The sequence below is a fragment of the Neptuniibacter sp. QD29_5 genome, from assembly GCF_047778125.1.
GTDB lineage: Bacteria > Pseudomonadota > Gammaproteobacteria > Pseudomonadales > Balneatricaceae > Neptuniibacter.
This window is the reverse complement of the sequence record NZ_CP180556.1, coordinates 1,213,253-1,233,572: the sequence shown is the minus strand read 5'-3', so window position 1 is coordinate 1,233,572 and position 20,320 is coordinate 1,213,253. Positions and strand designations below refer to the sequence as shown.

18 protein-coding genes are annotated in these 20,320 nt (G+C 43.5%); 6 read left to right on the top strand and 12 right to left on the bottom strand.

From position 1 onward, the window contains the following. Positions 1-178: 178 nt before the first annotated feature. Complete coding sequence (gene rpsA, locus ACMXYR_RS05630; RefSeq protein ID WP_415903229.1) at positions 179-1,858, top strand: 30S ribosomal protein S1; 1,680 nt, start codon at positions 179-181, stop codon at positions 1,856-1,858. A gap of 67 nt (positions 1,859-1,925) precedes the next feature. Here the strand turns inward: rpsA and ACMXYR_RS05625 are convergent, their stop codons facing one another. From ACMXYR_RS05625 to ACMXYR_RS05590, 8 genes are all read right to left on the bottom strand, one after another. Continuing rightward, positions 1,926-3,230: a diguanylate cyclase domain-containing protein gene (locus ACMXYR_RS05625; RefSeq protein WP_415903228.1), complete on the bottom strand. Its 1,305-nt coding sequence runs from the start codon at positions 3,228-3,230 to the stop codon at positions 1,926-1,928. Between the two features lie 99 nt (positions 3,231-3,329). After that, positions 3,330-3,770: a YcgN family cysteine cluster protein gene (locus ACMXYR_RS05620; protein ID WP_415895832.1), complete on the bottom strand. Its 441-nt coding sequence runs from the start codon at positions 3,768-3,770 to the stop codon at positions 3,330-3,332. After that, on the bottom strand, positions 3,771-4,058 hold the full coding sequence (locus ACMXYR_RS05615; protein ID WP_415885211.1) for a YcgL domain-containing protein: 288 nt from the start codon (positions 4,056-4,058) through the stop codon (positions 3,771-3,773). It lies immediately after the preceding gene. A gap of 3 nt (positions 4,059-4,061) precedes the next feature. After that, a complete protein-coding gene (rnd, locus tag ACMXYR_RS05610; protein WP_415903227.1) occupies positions 4,062-5,246 on the bottom strand; it encodes a ribonuclease D in 1,185 nt (394 codons plus the stop codon). A 15-nt stretch (positions 5,247-5,261) separates the two neighbouring features. Beyond that, a complete protein-coding gene (gene recR / locus ACMXYR_RS05605; protein WP_415903226.1) occupies positions 5,262-5,861 on the bottom strand; it encodes a recombination mediator RecR in 600 nt (199 codons plus the stop codon). Between the two features lie 3 nt (positions 5,862-5,864). Further along, a complete protein-coding gene (locus ACMXYR_RS05600; protein WP_415881753.1) occupies positions 5,865-6,191 on the bottom strand; it encodes a YbaB/EbfC family nucleoid-associated protein in 327 nt (108 codons plus the stop codon). A 12-nt stretch (positions 6,192-6,203) separates the two neighbouring features. Continuing rightward, on the bottom strand, positions 6,204-8,222 hold the full coding sequence (gene dnaX / locus ACMXYR_RS05595) for a DNA polymerase III subunit gamma/tau (RefSeq protein ID WP_415903225.1): 2,019 nt from the start codon (positions 8,220-8,222) through the stop codon (positions 6,204-6,206). Positions 8,223-8,306: 84 nt separating this feature from the next. After that, positions 8,307-11,129, bottom strand: a complete 2,823-nt coding sequence (locus ACMXYR_RS05590; RefSeq protein ID WP_415903224.1) for an EAL domain-containing protein — start codon at positions 11,127-11,129, stop codon at positions 8,307-8,309. 186 nt (positions 11,130-11,315) lie between these two features. Here ACMXYR_RS05590 and ACMXYR_RS05585 point away from each other — a divergent pair, with 186 nt between their 5' ends. After that, entirely contained in the window at positions 11,316-11,642 is a 327-nt protein-coding gene (locus ACMXYR_RS05585) for a hypothetical protein (protein WP_415903223.1), read from the top strand. Positions 11,643-11,694: 52 nt separating this feature from the next. Here ACMXYR_RS05585 and ACMXYR_RS05580 read toward each other — a convergent pair whose 3' ends face one another. Then, positions 11,695-13,635, bottom strand: a complete 1,941-nt coding sequence (locus tag ACMXYR_RS05580) for a diguanylate cyclase domain-containing protein (protein ID WP_415903222.1) — start codon at positions 13,633-13,635, stop codon at positions 11,695-11,697. A 254-nt stretch (positions 13,636-13,889) separates the two neighbouring features. Between ACMXYR_RS05580 and pyrC the strand changes: the two genes are divergently transcribed. After that, on the top strand, positions 13,890-14,918 hold the full coding sequence (pyrC, locus tag ACMXYR_RS05575) for a dihydroorotase (protein ID WP_415903221.1): 1,029 nt from the start codon (positions 13,890-13,892) through the stop codon (positions 14,916-14,918). A 63-nt stretch (positions 14,919-14,981) separates the two neighbouring features. On the opposite strand, the gene ACMXYR_RS05570 is transcribed toward pyrC, so the two are convergent. From ACMXYR_RS05570 to ACMXYR_RS05560, 3 genes are all read right to left on the bottom strand, one after another. Then, the gene (locus tag ACMXYR_RS05570; RefSeq protein WP_415903220.1) at positions 14,982-15,662 is read right to left on the bottom strand and encodes a tRNA (adenine(22)-N(1))-methyltransferase TrmK; all 681 of its coding nucleotides are present in this window, start codon (positions 15,660-15,662) and stop codon (positions 14,982-14,984) included. A 61-nt stretch (positions 15,663-15,723) separates the two neighbouring features. Continuing rightward, positions 15,724-17,157, bottom strand: coding sequence for an aldehyde dehydrogenase family protein (locus tag ACMXYR_RS05565; RefSeq protein ID WP_415903219.1), 1,434 nt, complete (start codon positions 17,155-17,157; stop codon positions 15,724-15,726). Positions 17,158-17,252: 95 nt separating this feature from the next. Further along, a complete protein-coding gene (locus ACMXYR_RS05560; RefSeq protein ID WP_415900566.1) occupies positions 17,253-17,960 on the bottom strand; it encodes a DUF445 domain-containing protein in 708 nt (235 codons plus the stop codon). Between the two features lie 210 nt (positions 17,961-18,170). Here ACMXYR_RS05560 and ACMXYR_RS05555 point away from each other — a divergent pair, with 210 nt between their 5' ends. From ACMXYR_RS05555 to ACMXYR_RS05545, 3 genes are all read left to right on the top strand, one after another. Continuing rightward, positions 18,171-18,323 carry a DUF2986 domain-containing protein gene (locus ACMXYR_RS05555; RefSeq protein ID WP_415885222.1) on the top strand — a complete coding sequence of 51 codons (153 nt, stop codon included), beginning with the start codon at positions 18,171-18,173 and terminating at the stop codon, positions 18,321-18,323. A 158-nt stretch (positions 18,324-18,481) separates the two neighbouring features. After that, positions 18,482-18,889, top strand: a complete 408-nt coding sequence (locus ACMXYR_RS05550) for a S24 family peptidase (protein ID WP_415892045.1) — start codon at positions 18,482-18,484, stop codon at positions 18,887-18,889. A gap of 1 nt (position 18,890) precedes the next feature. Beyond that, positions 18,891-20,150 (top strand): Y-family DNA polymerase, encoded by a 1,260-nt coding sequence (locus ACMXYR_RS05545; RefSeq protein WP_415903218.1) that lies wholly within the window; start codon positions 18,891-18,893, stop codon positions 20,148-20,150. The last annotated feature ends 170 nt before the right edge of the window (positions 20,151-20,320 follow it).

The window sequence follows — 20,320 nt, the reverse complement described above, 5'->3', positions numbered from 1 at the left end:
TGTTAATTTGCTGTATAATGTGCCCTCATTTTCTTTTGAGTTGGGCGCTACACCGGTCAAAACGCCCTCTTCATAATAATTAAACTGACCCTGTAGATCCGGTTTTACAGGCTGAAGTGCTGTTATCCAATCTCTCATTCTTAGCGAGATAAAACAGCCCTTATATAGGACATATTCAATGAGCGAAAGCTTTGCTGATCTGTTTGAAGAATCCCTTCAATCACTAGACATGACTCCAGGTAAATTGGTAATTGGTGAAGTTGTTGATATCGACAGCGACTGGGTTACTGTACATGCTGGTCTAAAATCTGAAGCAATCATCCCGCGTTCTCAGTTCCTTAACGATGCTAACGAACTAGAAATCAAAATCGGTGACGACGTTAAAGTTGCACTAGAAGCGGTTGAAGATGGTTTCGGTGAAACTCGTCTGTCTCGTGAAAAAGCGAAACGCGCTGAAGCTTGGGAAGTTCTACAGACTAAATTTGAAGCTGAAGAAACTGTTAAAGGTTACATCAGCGGCAAAGTTAAAGGCGGCTTCACAGTTAGCATCAACAACATTCAAGGCTTCCTACCAGGTTCTTTGGTAGACGTTCGCCCTGTACGTGACGTTGATCACCTAGAAGGCAAAGAGCTTGAATTCAAACTAATCAAGCTTGATCCTAAGCGTAACAACATCGTTGTTTCTCGCCGTGCAGTTCTTCAAGAAGCTAACAGTGCTCAGCGTGATGAGCTACTAGCTACTCTAGAAGAAGGTCAAGAAGTTAAAGGCTTCGTTAAGAACCTTACTAACTACGGTGCATTCATCGATCTTGGCGGTGTTGACGGTCTTCTACACATCACTGACATGGCTTGGAAGCGTATCTCTCACCCATCCGAGATGCTAAACCCAGGCGATGAGATCACTGTTAAGATCATCAAGTTCGACAAAGAATCTGGTCGTATCTCTCTAGGTCTTAAGCAGCTTTCTCAAGACCCATGGTCTCTTATCAAAGAACGTTACCCAGCTGGTGCTAAGTGCAAGGCACGCATCACTAACCTTACTGATTACGGCTGCTTCGCATCTATCGAAGACGGCGTAGAAGGTCTGGTACACGTTTCTGAAATGTCTTGGACTAACAAGAACATCCACCCATCTAAAGTTGTTCAGATCGGTGATGAGCTAGAAGTTATGATCCTTGACGTAGACGAAGAGCGTCGTCGTATTTCTCTAGGTATCAAACAGTGCACAGCTAACCCATGGGTTACTTTCGCTGAGCAGTTTGCTGCGAACGACAAAGTTACTGGTACTATCAAAACTATCACTGACTTCGGTATCTTCGTTGGCCTACAGGACGAGCTTGACGGTCTTGTTCACATGTCTGACATCACTTGGGAAGCTGATGCTGAAGCAGCTCTACGCCAGTTCAAGAAAGGCGAAGAAGTTGAAGCAGTTATCCTTTCTATCGATGCAGAGAAAGAGCGTATCTCTCTTGGTATCAAACAGCTTGAAAGCGATCCATTCGCTGAATTCGCTGCAGCTAACGACAAAGGCGCTATCGTAACTGGTAAAGTTACTTCTGTAGACGCTAAAGCAGCTGTTATTGAACTTGCTGAAGGTATCGAAGGTACTCTGAAAGTATCTGAGATCTCTGTAGATCGCGTTGAAGATGCATCTGCTGTTCTTAACGTTGGTGAAGAAGTAGAAGCTAAGATCATCACTCTTGATCGTCGCAACCGCGTTATCAACCTGTCTATCAAAGCGAAAGAACAGGCTGAAGAGAAAGCAGCAATCTCTGCTGTACGCAACGCTGAAGTTGAAGTATCTGGCCCAACTACAATTGGTGACCTGATCAAAGCTCAGCTAGACAACCAGAAGTAATCACTTCCTGTTGAAGCTAAAAAGCCGCAATCATTGATTGCGGCTTTTTTGTTTTCGTTAAATAAACTTAGCTAGCAAATCTATATCCACGCTTACCACTGCGCTTCACTTTATACATTGCATGATCAGCTTCCCTCAGAAGCACCTCAGCATTTTTATTCAACTCCCCTTCCTCTAAGAGCGAAATCCCTACACTTACACCAATACAGGCCTCTTGTTCCTTGCCATTCATATCAGCGATCGAAAACGGCTCATTCATCACAGCAATAATCTTGGATGCAACGACTTCAGCATCTTTAGCAGACTTTATCCCTGACATTAAGATAATAAATTCATCACCTCCGATACGACCCACCGTATCCACTGCGCGCACTTGATGAACCAAACGCTTCCCAGATTCAACCAACACTTGATCACCCGCATCATGACCAAAACTATCATTAACAGCTTTAAAACCATCGAGATCAACAAACATGATCGCAGCTGAACTCCCCTCCCGTTGCGCTTGAGCAATCACTTGAGTCATACGATCACGACACAACCGCAAACTAGGCAACCCTGTTAATGCATCATAATGAGCAAGCTTATCCAACCTAGCCTTAGCTTTTTCAGCCCGCTGAATCGCATTGTGTAAATCTGTAACATCATATTCAGATACTAATAAGATGTAATCACCCGTCAATGGATGGCGGCTTGTGCGGATATCCACAACATGACGCCGTACCCCCTTACTGGTTACCATCAGATGCTCATACTGCCCATCTTGATGCTGCCGCCCCTGCTCTAAACGCTCTAGACCTTCTTGGACATCATGAAAGCGACGCACAAACACAGAAACATCATTATCCTGAGCATCAACAAACCCATACAATTCTGCTGAGACCGGATTTTCAAACATCAGTGCACCCGCCATATCAAAACTCGTAACAGCAACAGAGGTATAACGAATCGCTTCAGAAAAGATTAGATGCTCAGGCTGCTCGCCAAGATCAACGTGTTCACTAATGAATGCAATGATGCCACGGTGTTTTTCAGGGCCAAGCAGCACCGCTTTATGTCGCATCAAGAGCGTTTTAGGTTTTCCGTTTGGATAAGTTGTCCAAGGGTCAACCGTCATCCCTTGAGTAGAGGCTTTATAGAAAGTTTGCTCAGTTCTTTTACGTGCACCTTCAGTATCAGCTGATAGATCTTTATCAATTAAATCTTGAACAGAGCCCAAACCCCAAAATTCGAGTGCTCGCGGATTTCCCCACCAAAAGCTATGTCGATCTAAATCAAAAATCCAGATCACATCAGGCACAAAATCGAACGCAGATATTGCATCTAAATCTTCTAAGATAGGCAGATGATTAAATTGATCAGAAATGCTCAAAGCTAGTATCTCCAACTACTAAATATAACTTTAAGTTAGGAAAACACTAACAGCAAATTAGATATTAGGCATAAAAAAAGCGCCCTAGGCGCTTTTCCTCTATTCGAGAATATAATCTTCGAATTCTTCTTCAGTAATTTCATTATCTTTTACTTCGTACCAAGTTAGTACCGAAGCTCCTGATTCAATCACCGTCTCTTGGCGCCCAGACAATAAAGGGTGCCATTCAGGAAGATCTTTACCTTCATGAATTAAGCGGTAAGAACAGGTTGGCGGAAGCCAATGAAAGTCATCAACATCCTTCGGAGTAAGCTTGACGCAGTCAGGTACTAAAGAGCAACGCTCCTCATATTTTGTACAACGACAGGTATCAAAGTCTAGAAGATGACAGACAACAGAGGTATAAAAGACCTCTTTTGTATCCTCATCTTCTAACTTGTGTAGACAACAAAGCGCACAGCCATCGCAAAGAGATTCCCACTCCGAAGAGCTCATTTCCTGTAGGCTTTTACTGCGCCAAAATACTTCTTGCGCTACCACTTAGCGAACACCAGTTTCCGGGCGATCTTTATGAAGATCCAGCATGTAATCATCTTTTGGCGGTGGCATCTGCAAGAAATAACCTTTCTCATCCAGATCAGCCAACACCTTTTCAGTATCAACTCTAGCCAACTCACGGTTAGCCGTTAAAGGAATATCCATCACATGCTTTGGCGAACCAAACATTTCTAATAGCGCTTCTGGCACTTTACTCAGTTGATCTCGCTTATCTACATAAAGATACATTTCATCTTTACGTGGGCTCAGGTAAACAGAGCATATTTTCATCGGTTAAGCACCTTCAGTTCTTAATTTTTCAATCTTTTGCAATTCGGCTAACAATTGAGACGCAAGAAGCTCCTGCCTCCAAGCCGTAATTTTTTCAGGCAAGCGATACTCACCCTCATCAACCCCGGAACGAATAAGTAGCTCTAACTCTTTTCTTCGCAGTAAAATTTCCGGAGCGATATTCTGTTCTTCAGCAACACGACGGGCAATCGCTTTCAGCTTCTTAATATGCTTATTCCAAAAGAAGTGAAGCGGCTTAGGAATGGGCGCAGGGCTGTTTTTAGCTGCGCTCTCCTGACACGACTTTAAAAAACCTAAAATCGTTTCACCATCAGTACGAAGTATACGCTTTTTCACTTCATCTAGTCGCGATAACTCAGATAAACTGCGTGGCCATTTTTCAACTATCTGCAACAAAGCCTGATTTCTAAGGATTCTATTACGTGGGACATCTCGCTTTCTCGCAATCTGTTCGCGCCATGCAGTTAAGTCACGCAAGGCCGCCATTTTGTGCTCTGGAAGGTTCCACATTTGAGTGAAGCGACGGTAATAACCATAACCTTCAACATCATCCACCAGCGCTTCAGCCAAAAGAGCATCATTCTCTTGCTCTGCCCAGTGATATCGCTCCAAGGCATCCAATTCTGCTTTTTGCATCTGGTAAATAGCAGGAAGGTACGCAACATCTAGAGCAGCATACAACTCTTGGCTTGCAGTCAAAGGACGCTGAAGCCAATTAGAGGTTGTCTCATGCTTAGCTAACTTAATATCCAGCTTTTGCTCAAGCATTCTCTGGAGGCCCAGAGAGAACCCCCAATTCAATACTGCACCACCTAATTGAGTATCAAATAACGGCGTTGGTAATACACCAAACATCTTCAAAAATAGCTCAAGATCCTCATTTGCCGCATGCATCAGCTTTACAACTGAACGATCAGCAAAAAGATCAGCTAAAGCACTGAAATCCTCAATCTCTAATGGATCAATCAAGTAGCAGCATTGATCATCAGCAACCTGAATTAAGCCTGGAATAGGATAAAACGTTTCAACTCGCTGAAACTCTGTATCTAGTGCAACGACGGGAAGTTTGCGCCATTTATCACAACACTCCACCAACACATCTTCCGAACGAATCCAGACAGGCTCTCTTGCAGATACTTCTAGCTTTTTCCAACTATATTCTGTCATTTGGAGATTCTTACCTCAAAGCAGAGAACGCCTGCCCGCTAAAGCATGGGCTAACGTACCACCATCGACGAACTCTAATTCACCACCAACAGGAACACCATGAGCTATCCGAGAAACCTTTACGTCAAGATCCTTGACTTGCGCTGCGATGAAGTGAGCCGTTGCTTCACCTTCTACCGTAGGGTTTGTCGCAAGGATTAATTCTCGAATGTCGTTCGATCTAACCTTCTCTAACAGAAGATCAATACCCAGATCTTCAGGGCCTATGCCATCGATAGGCGACAGATGCCCAGAGAGCACAAAATAACGACCGTTATACCCACCCGTTTGCTCAACTGCTAATACATCTACTGGAGACTCAAGAACACAAAGTAGGTGCTTATCTCTCGTTTCCGATTGGCAAATATCACAAACATCCTGCTCCGATAAGGTACGGCACTCACTGCAATGACCGATTTCTGCAACCGCTTTTTCAAGCGCTGCAGACAGAGATAACGCCCCTTCAGAATCACGTTCTAACAGATGAAACGCCATACGCTGAGCCGACTTAGGACCAACCCCCGGCAAACAACGTAAAGCGTTTATCAACTGCTGAATTAATGGACTGAAAGACATCGATTAGAACGGCATATTGAAACCAGGAGGCATTCCCATACCACCGGTCACTTCAGACATTTTCTCTTGCGTGTAAGATTCAATTTTGCGTACAGCGTCATTAACAGCTGCTGCGATCAAATCTTCTAAAATTTCTTTATCTTCTTCCATTAAGCTGTCATCAATATTGATGCTTTTAACGTCGTGACGACCGTTCATTACAACTTTCACAAGACCCGCACCAGACTCACCAGTTTGTTCTGCAAGTGCGATTTGTTCTTGTGCTTTTTGCAGGTTTTCCTGCATTTTTTGGGCCTGTTTCATCAGGTTACCCATACCGCCTTTCATCATGTATTTCCTCAATTAATTATCGATGGGAACCACGGACGAGAGTTCAATCCGTGCATCAAAATGCTCTTGTAGTAATTGTACCGTACTATCGTTACGAATAGATTCGACAGCTAATAGATGACGCTCTTCTCGTTTACGATTTATAAATTGCGCAGGGGTTTCCTGCTGCTGTTCAGCTTGTACAAACTCAACCTGAACAGAGTTATTAAAGTAACCATTCAATGCATCCGAAATACGCTGACACTGTACTTCGTTCAGCATTGTCTTCTGCTCTTTGGTGTAATGTAAAACCATCGATTCAGACGATACTTGCTCCAAAGAGAGATGAGTCGCCAAACTTTCGGTCATGCCACTTAGACCAAGACTACGGCTAATATGCACCCAATCAGGCAGGGAGACTTCCGCTAAATTACGCGAACACTCTACAACCTCAACACGTGTTTTAGATATCTCACCTATATCTGCTGTTACTTCAGTTTGGAGAGCTGGTTCTGAAACAGGAGCCGCTGCTTCCATTTCAGAATACGAATTTACTGTAGCCCGATTAGAAGATTCTGAATCATCAAAACCACCCACATCATCCATATCCCAAGGAGGTGGTTCATCTCCTTGGCTATTTAGCGCTTCAGGCTTTTTTGCTGGGCTTACCTCCGCCACTGACGCCATCGGACTTGCCTGTCCTAAAGGAGGAACATCTGATACTGGCGGCTCATACAGCGGTGAAGATTCTACTGCTGGAGGCTGACTCTCCATTTGCGCTGGAGCCGGTTGCATTGGCGCAGATTGAGATGCAGGTGCAGCTTGAGCAACCGGAGCCTGAGCGACAGGAGCGGGTTGGATCGATTCAGCTACAGGTGGAGGCACTTCCGCAGTTAAAGAAGCAGTAGTGGTCTGACTTACTTGTTGAGGCGAACTTGATGCGACCTCAACTTGGCGCGGCTGAGCACTCGCTGGACGAAATGCCAGCATTCTCAGCAATACCATTTCCAAGCCTTCGCGTGGATCAGGAACAAAAGGAAGATCCTTACGCCCCATCAATGCGACTTGGTAATAGAGCTGTACGTCCTCAGCCGTTAATTTACCGGCAAGATCAATAATCTGATCTTTATCTCCCATGCTGTTATCCACAGCATCTGGGATCGTTTGAGCCATCGCGATACGATGTAAAACACCGATCAAATCACCTAGCACCGTATTATAGTCAGGTGAGAACTGAGCTAAATCAGTCACTGCAGCCATTAGGCCTTTAGCGTCTGATGCCGCTAAGCAGAACAACATCTGATAAACCAAACGCTGATCTATTGTACCCAACATCGCACGAACGTCTGCTTCACCAATCTGCCCAGCACCAAAAGCTATCGCTTGATCAGTCAAACTCATTGCATCACGCATAGAGCCATCTGCTGATCTCGCTAATAGCCATAACGCAGGCTCTTCAAACTGGATCTGCTCTGCTGTCAAAACCGTTCTTAGATGATTAACGATTCGCTCTGGGATCAAGTTTTTAAGATTGAACTGTAAGCAACGAGATAAAATTGTGATCGGCAGCTTCTGAGGATCAGTAGTTGCTAATAGGAATTTAACATGCGGAGGAGGCTCCTCCAGCGTTTTAAGTAGCGCGTTAAACGAGTGAGTAGAAAGCATGTGCACCTCGTCTATTAGGTACACCTTGTAGAGCCCATGGGTCGGTGCATATTGCACGTTTTCCATAAGCTCACGCGTATCTTCGACTTTTGTGCGCGAAGCCGCATCGACTTCAATTAGATCAACAAAACGCCCTTCAGCGATCTCTTTACAAGCAGAACATTGACCACAAGGCGTTGAAGACACTCCCTGTTCGCAGTTGAGAGATTTGGCAAACAATCGAGCAATCGATGTTTTACCGACACCACGAGTACCGGTAAAGAGGTAGGCATGATGTAAACGATCATCATCCAACGCATTAACCAGTGCTTTAAGCACATGTTCTTGCCCTACCATCTCCTGAAATTTAGCAGGACGCCATTTACGCGCTAGAACCTGATAACTCATCTACTTTTGCTACTTATATCGTCTAAAAATATTGGCTCTATGCTACCTGTTGAGAGCGACTTGTACCAGTGAAACCTTATTCACTTACCGGCACAAACCTGTTTCTAAGATCGCTTCTGTCTCTTTAATTGGAACTGGTTTAGAGAAATAGAAACCCTGAGCCGTATCGCACTTCAATTCAGTTAAAATCGCTAGCTGTTCGTCAGTTTCAACACCCTCAGAAACCACTTTCATACCCAAGGTATGTGCCATAGAAATGATCGTAGCCATGATCGCCTTTTCTGAATTGTTACAGCCTAATTCAGCAGTAAATGCTTTATCGACTTTCAAAACATCAACCGGCAAACGACGTAGGTAGTTCAGAGAGGAATAACCACTTCCAAAGTCATCTAATTCGATCGCAACCCCTTTAGCTCGAATAGCTTCAAGAACAGGTAAAACTCGATCTATATTCTCAATGACCGCAGTTTCAGTAATTTCTATACTCAGATAAGCTTCGATTAGGGGATATTGATCTAACTGTTTGCTCAATTCGCCAACCAAATCCGGACTTGCTAGCTGACGTGGAGACAGATTGATTGAAACCCGCTCACCCTCTTGCAACAATCCTCGCGTCACCCACTGATAGACTTGCTTACAAACTGTTGAAAAAACCCAATTCCCTAAGGGTAAAATCAATCCGCTATTTTCTGCCACAGGAATAAACTCTGCAGGCGAAATGCTATTGCCATCAAAATCAGTCCAACGAAGCAACGCTTCCAAGCCAATCACCTTTCTTGAGGTAAGACATACTTTCGCTTGGTAATAAATCTCAAAAGATTCAGCATCAATAGCAGCACGAATATCAGATTTCATTTGAATCTGTTGCAGATTCTTGCGGTTCAGTTCCGAATCAAAGAAACATACCTGATCTCGCCCTCGGTTCTTAGCACTGTACATCGCAGCATCTGCATGTTGTATCAACGTTTCTGCGCTATCAGCGTCATGTGGGTACATGGCAATACCAATACTTGCCCCAATAAATACATCGCTATTTTTTAACCTGAACGGACGTTTCAGCTCTTCCAAAACATTGTTCGCTATAACCAACGCCATATTTGCTTGAAAGATCCCTGGCAGAATCAGGATAAATTCATCACCGCCCCAACGAACCACTGTATCTGAGCTACGTACTTTTTCTTTAATGCGATTGGCTGCTTCAACTAGCAATTGATCGCCATACTCATGACCTAAGGAATCATTCACATGCTTGAAGAAATCCAAATCGATGAACACCAAAGCTAAAGACTCTTTATGCCTATTAGACAACTCCATGTCATGGGCTAAGCGCTCTTTGCAAAACGTTCGGTTAGCTAGATTGGTCAAAGAATCATAGTAAGCAAGGTTGCGCAGAGAAGCCTCGGTTTTCTTTTGCTCCGAAATATCAGTAAATACGCCAAAGTAACCGGTAACACTATCTTGCTCATCTTTAATTGCTTTGACAGTGAGCCACTCGGGATAGATCTGACCATCTTTCTTTCGATTCCAGATTTCACCAGACCATAACCCTCTCTCTTCCAACTCTTTCCACATTGCTTCGTAGAACGATGTAGGTTGTTTATGAGAATTAAGGATATTCGGAGCCTGACCGATTACCTCGTCCTTGCTATAGCCCGTGACTCTTTCAAATGCTGAATTGGCTTCTACTATCCGGTTGTACTTATCCGTGACGATAATGCCGTCATTGGTGGTTTCAAAAATATATTGAGCTAAACGAAGGGCTTTATCTTTTTCCGCTCTATCACTCATATCAGTCGTGATCGTGCACACCGCATATAACTGACCGTCATCATCAAAAAGAGGAAAGCATTCACTATAAAGAGACTTAAATTGTCCCCCACACTCGTAAGTTAACTCCCAACTGTAATGCTGCTTCGACTGAACTACTTGTGCATCCCCCTCTCGAGAGGCATGGATAACGTCAGACGGCACTCCCTTCTCAGCGCTATCACCTTTTAGCTCATCCACTGAAGCTAAACCTGCAAATTTTAGATAAGCAGGGTTTGCCCTTAGATATTGGCCTTCGACATCCCGAATAACGATCATCGATGGTGAGTTCTCAAGCAATTCATCCAGCAAATCAACATTAGCCTCTAGCTGAGCGTGTATAGAAGAGATCTGCTTTGCCATCTGACTGAACGCAGACCCAAGCGTCCCTAATTCATCATTTCCGGCCTGATCATCAAAAGCGGTCATCTGCCCTTGTGAAAATGATCTACTCGCTGACACCAACAGCTGCACAGGAGAAGTTACCATCCGGTTGATAGCAAACATTAAAATCAGCGCTAGGAACAACATGGCAATAGAAAGCGCAGTAACCAAGACAGTGAGCTGCTTGCTAATTGCCTCATTCACTTCCTTATCACTTAAAGCAAGAATCATAACCCCTTGCTCCAGCTCTTGTTGTTGCGAGCCAAACACCGGAATAGCTATTGGGATCAGTGAATAGAGAACATTTTCCTTTTCAAAATAGACATGCTTTTGCAACTCCCTTTCTCGTACTTGAATAATGGTATTGAGATCTAAATGAACATCGACACGCCGACTTACGGCTTTACCTAGATCTTCACTATGAGATGAAAAACGAATTAGGTTAGCCGAATCCACCACCAAAACCTTACTTACCTGCTCTGATTTGAAGTTCAGACGAAACTCCCTGTTTACACCTGTTGCATCCCCCCTCTCCACTAGGTAAGTCAGTGTACTTTTAAGCCGCTTAGCAACATTTTGAGCTTCGGCCTGTAACAAGGACTGATGCTGCCTCTCAATAATCGGAGCTACAAATAAAAGGCAACTAGGAATTATGAGCGCTGTAACAAGCACAATAATGACGGGAATGGAAAAGCGTAACGGTAAAGATAGTCGCATAAGAAAGCTTTTGTTATCTAGATACTTACCGGCTTAACATAGCTCACTAGATATTCCCTAGTCAGCGAGTCATAACCTTATTTACAACACAATGAGTACTTATAAATAAGGATAAGCTAAAACTATCCTCGCAAGCACCCCTATTTAGGTTTAAAATCATACAATCCCTAGACCATGGTCAAGACTATGTTTAAGAAAACCCCAAGCAAAGCGGAACTTCGCGATCAGCTCAATGCTGAGGTATCGCGGTTTCTGGAAAAAGGCGGGGAAATTAAACAGGTTGAGATGGGGGAGTCTGGATTAGTTGACGGGCGCTATACCCACCATAAATCCAATTTTGAACACACTAAACCGCAAGAACGTACTCCCGTCCACGGTTTATTAGCTACTATTGATGCCCGCCGTAAAAGCAAAGCTACAACCTCAGCTAAACCTAAACGCGGAAAACCTCGCAAGAAAATTATCTACGATGACTTTGGTGAACCCGTAAGAACAGTTTGGTTAGACGAATAACCTGTTAAGCTAAACAAACACTCCAGTCCCCTCCCTATCTACCCCTACAGTTCTATTCAAAATCTATGCTGTAATAACGGAATGTATTCTTTCCTGCGCGTTTAGCTTCATACATCGCTGAATCTGAATGTTCAAAAAGTTTTTCTGGTAAATGATCATCTGGGTAAATTGCAATACCTATACTCACGCCCATCTGTAATTCCACATCATCATAGACAAACGGTCGTTGTACTGAATCAATAATCTTCTTAGCAACTACCTCAGCGTCATAATTAAACTCTAGGCCAGATAGGAAAATCACAAACTCATCGCCACCTAAACGAGCAACACAATCAGACTCTCTGACACACTCCGACAACCGTTGAGAAACCTGTTGCAGCGCTTTATCACCTGCTAAATGGCCATGAGTATCATTAATCTCCTTAAAACCATCCAAATCCAGATATAAAAGAGCAAGAATTGTCCCTTCTCGTTTGGCCTGAACTAGGGCTTGAGTTAAGCGCTCATTAAATAAACTGCGATTGGGTAAATGCGTTAATGCATCATAATTAGCTCTAAAACGTATTTCATCTTCCTGTTCTTTGCGTTTACTAATATCCGAAAACAGAGCAATGTATTCCAACGGTTCGCCATCTTCATCTCGAACCATCGCGATGGTTTGCCATTGAGGATAAACCTCTCCCGATTTCCTTCGGTTCCAGATTTCACCTTCCCAGCGATTATTCTTTTGCAGCTCTTCAAACATCGACTGGTAAAAAGATTCATCATGATGGCCAGAGTTGAGTACTCTCGGGCTTTGCCCTAACACCTCTTTCGAATGATAACCGGTAATCTCATAAAAAGCGGGATTCACCATAGTGATAGTCCCATTAAGGTCTGTCACCATGATCGCTTCAGATGCGGCATCAAAAACCGTCGTTGCGACTCGCATCCTTTCTTCAATCTTTTTATAAGCTGTCACATCCTCTTTCACAGAGATATAGTGAGTGACCTCTCCATTTTCAGAACTGACAGGTGATATTGAAGTTTTATCCCAATAGAGGCTGCCATCTTTACGCCGATTACAGAGCTCCCCTTTCCAGCTTTTGCCACTGGTGATTGTTTGCCAGAGATCAATATAATCCTCTTTATCTGTTTCCCCTGACTGCAATAATTTCGGGTTTTTACCAATCACCTCTTCTTTGCTGTAACCGGAGGTCCGGTAAAAACATGGATTAGCGTAAGTAATTACACCGTCGCTATCCGTCATCACCACTGCAACAGGGCTCTGCTCTACAGCTTGTGATAGCTCCTTAAGGTGCAGACTTTCACGGTTTTTATCTTTCTCATATTGCTCTAATCGAGCCCCCATAATATTGAACGCCTGCGCTGTCTCTATAAGCTCGCCACAGGACTTTTCAGATAAACGGAAGTTAAAGTTTCCTGCTGCAATATGATTACTCGCTTCGCGTAGATGGGAAAGCTGTTTGGAGATGACTCTGAGCGCTAAATGGGCACCAATGACCATCAGTAAAATTTCCAACAAAGCTAAGCCAAGCAGTTGATAGCCAGCTCCTTGAATTAGGGAATTAGTTTTTTCTGAAGGAAGACCATAGTGGACTTCGTATAATAATCCATCATCACTTCGAAGAAATAGCTGCTGATCAATGACATCACCATTCTCCCCCCATAAAACAGCTAAATTATGAGAATGGGTAAGGCCATGCTCACCCATAGACACTATTGACGAGCCCGCCTGATCATAAATTTGTAAATATTCTAACAAGCGGGTCTGCATTAATTCGTTTGCTTTAGAAGGCAGACCAGCCTTATCCAGCGCATTTAATTCAGGTAACAGAGTAACACCTAAAAAAGTGTTAACTATTTGAATTCTTTGCTCAACTTCAGCGGTAGTCGTGGTTTTAAGAAGATTTAAAGTCAGCGCAGACAGCCCAGCAAGGAAGGCTAGACCGAGAATAATCACGGCCAAAATTATTTTGGTTTTGTACTTCATAGCGAACCGTTAACGCATTTTTTATAGTAATTAGAATGAAAATCCGCTCAATATTAATACAATCTAAATGAACGTAAAATTACTCTCTAGTACCTAGAAACCCTTATTTCTCTGTTGTTTTATTCAACAAGAGTTAACCTACATTATCTAAAGCGAAAACGTGATTTGATCGCAAGGTTTAAAAGCTTTTCAAAGCAATCCGTGGGATAATTAGAAGACAAGTTTTAACCTGATAGATAAGTGGTGCTTCCCAAATGACTTCTCTTACGATTACACGCCCTGATGATTGGCATATTCACCTACGTGACGGCGTACAGCTTAAAGACACTGTCCGTGATGTAAGCCGCTATATGGGACGCGCTATCATCATGCCGAACCTAGTTCCACCTGTAACCAATACAGAAGAAGCGCTTAGCTATCGCCAACGCATCATGGATCAAAAGCCACAAGGTAACTTCGATCCTTTAATGGTGTTATATCTAACAGATAACACTGACCCTGCTGACATCAAGAAAGCTAAGGAAACAGGTAAAGTTTACGCTGCCAAACTTTACCCTGCAGGCGCTACCACAAATTCCGATTCAGGCGTGACATCCGTTAAGAACATTTACCCTGTTCTAGAAGCCATGCAAGAAGCTGGTATGCTGCTTTTAATTCACGGCGAAGTAACAGATGGCGATATTGATATCTTCGATCGTGAAAAGATCTTCATCGAAACTATCTTGAAAGATGTTGTAAATGATTTCCCTAACTTAAAAATCGTACTTGAGCACATCACAACAAAAGATGCTGCTGAGTTCGTTGAATCAGCTGGGGATAACGTTGCTGCCACCATTACAGCTCACCACCTACTTTACAACCGTAACCACATGTTGGCTGGCGGCATCCGCCCGCATTATTACTGCTTGCCAATCCTTAAGCGTAACATTCACCAAGACGCACTGATTAAAGCAGCGACTTCCGGCAGTAAGAAGTTCTTCTTAGGAACAGATTCAGCACCTCACATGAAACACGCTAAAGAAGCCGCGTGTGGTTGTGCAGGTTCCTACACAGCTCACGCTGCGATTGAGCTGTACGCTGAAACATTTGAAGCGGCTGGCGCGCTAGACAAACTAGAAGCGTTCGCAAGTTTGAATGGCCCGGACTTCTACGGTCTACCGCGTAATGCAGATACCATCACCTTGGTTAAAGAAAGCTGGGATGTCCCTGCAACTTACCCACTAGGTGATGATAATGTTGTTCCTATTCGCGCAGGTGAACAAATTGCGTGGAAAGTAAAATAACCTGACATTCAATCAACAGGTTATATATCTTAGGGAGCACGCCTTCGCTCCCTAAGATAACTCTTAAGCTGGCAGCTCTTGCAGCTTCATATATTCCGCTAATATTTTACGAACGCTCTCGCTTCCTTGAGCCTGCATACGTTTATAGTGACTGATATTCTGCCTTAAATATTCTTGATGGCCTTCTTGCGTGAGGTCCCACATCGACTCCCCAACAACATGAACCTCTTTTTGACTTAATGTAGAAATATGGATTGCCTCATAATAGCGACCGCTATCTTTAACAATTGCTTCGTTAACCAACCCTAGACCTAATTTCTGCACCCCAGAACGCACTTTATAAAGCTGCCGAACAGGGCAAATCAGAAAATCTATGTCGCTATCAGGATTGTTATGCAATACAGCAGAAACCATATCTAATGTGAGATCCCCCCCAACCCCTGCTATCACAAGTAACTTACGACCTTGAGCACCTAAACAGCTATCAGACTTAGGTAAAACAAATTGCTGAATATCACCACAATGAACAGCCCATCGATCTTGAGAAAATTCACTCTGTCGTAACTTCTGCTCTAACTGGGTGGTTATCGATGGCACCACATCCAAAAAATGGACTTGGGCTTTTGGCCTTGTATTGAGAATAGCTTGCCCAAGATAACCATGATCACAACAACAATCCCAAATCTGTTCATACTGATCTGCAATCATCCCTAATAACAACTGCAATCGATTAGATAACTTCACTTATATACCCAGAAAAAGAACATTCTTTTTAACCATCAAAAACATCGATCATGCCTATTAATTAATTTTCGTCGAAACTACCTAAAAGAGCCTTAGTTTCCATAAACTCCTCAAAACCATATAGCCCCCACTCACGGCCGTTGCCTGATTGCTTATAACCACCAAATGGCGCTTTAATATCAATAGAAGCACCATTGAGATGGACCATACCTGTCCTCATTTGAGCCGCTATGGCTTTTGCCCGTTTCAAATCGCCCGAGTACACGCCCCCAGAAAGGCCATAAATACTGTCATTAGCTATGTCCACCGCCTCCTCTTCAGAGCGATATGTCATAATGCTGACCACCGGACCAAATACCTCTTCTTGTGCAATGGTCATATCAGGCGTAACGCCAGAAAAAACCGTTGGTTTGACATAACACCCCAAAGAACAGCCTTCAGGTAAACCTAAACCACCAGCAACCAGCTCCGCTCCTTCATCCACCCCTTTTTGAATCAGACTTTGCACACGCTGCCATTGCAGCTCCGAAACAACTGGTCCCATCACGGTTTCATCAGCCTGAGGATCACCCACCACAATTGAATTCGCGGCTTTCTTAGCTAACTCAACGGTGTCAGCCAAGCGATGTTCTGGGACCAATAAACGTGTTTGAGCATTACAAGACTGACCTGAATTTCCCATAACAGCTCTGACACAGCGCGGAATCACTTTAGAGAAATCAGCATCATCAAGAACAATTGCTGCCGACTTACCACCTAATTCTAGTGACACCCTTTTAAGGTTTTCTGCTGCTGCAATAGAGACCTGCTTCCCTGCTGTTGTAGATCCTGTAAAAGAGATCATATCGACCTTTGGATGCGCACTAAGTGCAGCCCCTACAGTCGGCCCTGTACCATCAATTAAATTGAATACGCCCGAGGGAACACCAGCAGCATGCATAATGTCTGCAAAGATGTGCGCTGTGCGCGGGGCGATCTCACTAGGCTTCAGTACAACCGTACAACCCGCCGCAATAGCCGGAGCAACTTTGCAGGTAATTTGATTTAATGGCCAATTCCAAGGCGTGATCAAACCGCAAACACCAATAGGTTCTTTAATGATACGTGTCGATCCAACAACTTCAGTAAAATCGTGCTTTTTAAGCAGACTTAGAGCTGTTTTAAAATGTCCGAGCCCTGCAGGCACTTGAGCTTGGTGGGATAAACCTAAAGGCGCGCCCATCTCTTCTGTTGTCGCCTCGACAAGTGCCTCAGTACGCTTTTCATATTCAGTGATAATGCGTTGTAACAAAGCAATTCTGTCGTCTTTAGATGATTGCGAGAACGATGGAAATGCAGCAACGGCCGCATCAACCGCGAGATCAACATCATCACTGTTGCCAAGGCTAATTTGAGAGACAACCTCATTGGTCGCAGGATTGAAAACATCCAAGACCTCATTGCCAGATGGCTTAATCCATTCACCACTAATATAGAATTTTTTCAGGTCATTCATATCTCACTATCCTTCCTACCGTCTCTCAAACATAGACTATTCATGCCCAAACAGGCACAAAAAAAGCCGCGATTGCGGCTTTTCTTATGAGGGTATTACACACCGATAATCGCTGCGATAAAACCGATCAGACCACCGAAGACACCGCCCCAGACAACCAGCCAACCTAAATGTTCGCGAATCATCTGCTGTACAATCTCTTTGACCAAACTAGGCGTTAGTTCATCTAATCGCTGCTGAACAATGACTTCAACCTTTTCTTGCATCTCAGCCATAACATCAGGGCTTTCAAGCTCGTCTTTTAATAGAGTGATAAAGTTTTCATCACGAGTCATCTCTTCAATTGAGCTCTTCATCTTTTCCACAAAAGGCTCTCTTAAAGGCTCAAGCGCATCGGTGCCACCCACCATGGCGAGCATCCCCCCAAATGGAGAGTTTTGGATAACCTCAATAAGCGAATCAAAAGTCGGTGCGAAATCGACTTTTTCAATTACCGGCGCTAAATGTAGATCGGGCTGTTTGCCATTATCAGCACTTAGAAAACGCTCAATATTCTCTTCAGTAAAAAACTGCTCCATCATTAAAGTTTTGATGCCGCGCTTAAAATCTTGGAAACGCGCAGGGATCACACCAGAACCATACAACCCAGGAACTTTCTCAAACAACATATGTACCGCTAACCAGTTAGTTAACGCGCCGGATAGAGCAAACAAGCCGACAGTCAACAACACACGATCATCTGTGATTAGGCCTGCCGCAAACGCAGTAAAGGCAAGCAGATTCGTTAGAAGGCTCTTATTCATCGGTATTCATCTCAAGAAATATTTTTGGCGATCATATAGGGCTGATGATCGATTTTAAAGCACTAAAACCTTAGATCAGTCAAAGAATGATGCCAGTTTTATCATAAAGTGGGGGTCAGAATTTGATTACAACATTATGTGTAGCACTACACATTATCAAAGACATTTTCAGTTATAATCGATGCGATTATTAAATAGCCGAGCTAAAGCATGAACCGCAAGAAAAAAATTAAGCAGATCCACACTAAGCGACTAAAACAAGCTAAGGCTAAATTAGCGCCAAAAAACAACAAACCGCGCTACATATCTAAAGCAGATAGAGCAAAGCTTGAAGAAACCTCTGAAACCCCTTCAGAGGTTTAGCCATGGTTTAAAAGCTCTCTTGAAATACATACCAACGGTAACGACGAAAACGCTTACCCAGGCTCACACAGCCTCCTCCCATAACAACACAAACTTAAACTGGCACCTTTAAATCTCTACTGATAATATAAACACTGTATAAATAAACAGTACTTGTTATGTTGCGCTTTATTCCTATCTACTCCAGCGCCGGTATCAGTGGCTTTGAATCACCTGCAGCTGAATATACCGAGCTAGCACTTTCACTCGATCAGTTACTCATTGATCACCCTCATGCAACCTACCTAGGCTTTGTTGAAGGTGGCTCTATGCGTGGTGTTGGGATCTTCCCAAATGACCTACTTGTCGTTTCTCGAGCCGAAACGGTAAAGGAAGGCGATGTAATTGTTGCCACGCTAAATGGAAACTTCGTCTGCAAAATCGCGAGCATTAAAGAGAGAAAGCTTCTTTCTTCTGCTCCCGGCCACAAACCCTATCAACTATGCGAACAGGATGAATTTTCTATCGAGGGTGTGGTTACACGTTCTATTCGATTATTTCGCCCATTAAAGAAGGGACTCAATTAAGATGTACGCTCTGATCGATGCTTCCGGAATGTACGCTTCATGCGAGAAAATATTTAACCCTACAATTCGAAAGCGCCCAGTTGTTGTCCTTAGTAATAATGACGGCTGCATTGTCGCAACCTGCCCTATTGCTAAGAAAATGGGCATTCCCAAATTTGGTCCCTATTTCAAAATCAAAGACCAACTAGACAGAGCAGGCGTAGTTGCCAGATCCAGCAACTACGAGCTTTATGCTGATATATCTTCACGCATGATGGAGCTCTGCGCCTCTTTTGCTCCAGAACAACACATCTACTCTATAGATGAATGCTTTTTACGCTTTGACCACTACATACCACCCGAAGGCTGGTATGAGCTGGGTATAAAAATCAGAAGGAAAGTATGGAAGGAGGTAAGACTCCCCGTAGGCGTAGGCTTTGGCCCAACCCCAACCTTAGCAAAAGCAGCTAATCACGCCAGTAAAAAACTACCTGGTTTCAGCGGTGTTGCCGTTATCGATAACGACCAAATCAGAAAGCAGATTCTGCAGCAGATGGAAATTAGGGATGTGTGGGGAGTCGGACGACGTATAGGTGAGCGACTAAACCTTCTCGGCGTCAAAACGGCTTGGCAGCTAGCACAAACGAAACCCGCGTTGATGAAGAAGCACTTCTCCATCTTAATCGCTAATACAGCAGAAGAACTCAATGGTTTAACCAGAATAAGCTGGGACGATGTTCGATCACCCAAAAAGCAGATTTACTCCACACGCTCTTTTGGACAACGCATCACAGGACTCACTGATCTAAAACAGGCACTTGCTACACACGCAACCATCGCCGCGCAAAAGCTAAGAGCCCAAGAGAGTGCTACCAGCAATATCATTGTCTTTGCACACAACTCTATCCACGATAAGGAATCATTTTTTAAACGCTCTGCATTCCACCAATTTGCCACTCCCACCTGCGATACTGCAGTCATAGTGAAAGTAACAAGCCAACTGGCTGAGCAGATATACCAAGCAGGAATTAGATACTACAAAGCAGGTATAGGCCTTTTAGAAATCTCTACTGCAACCCCCTATCAGCCAGATATTTTCACCCCTTCCACTGATCAACCTGAACTTATGGAGTGCCTAGATAAAATCAACGCTAAATACGGTAGAGATACGCTCCATTTAGCCCGCCAAGGCATTCAACAGAATTTTAAAATGAGAAGAGAGCTTTTATCCCCAAGATATACAACACGGATAGAAGATATTCCTGTGATTGGATGTGAGTGAATTTTAGATACAAAAAAGCCCCGCGGTTAAGCGAGGCTTTTTTGTTTTTAATAGATGGCGGTCAGGGAGGGATTCTAATTTAAACAATAACTACTTGTTTTATAACAAAAATAAAATAACCAATAATATATAATGTTACAAAAAGTGTTACTTAAAAGTTAGATCAGCAA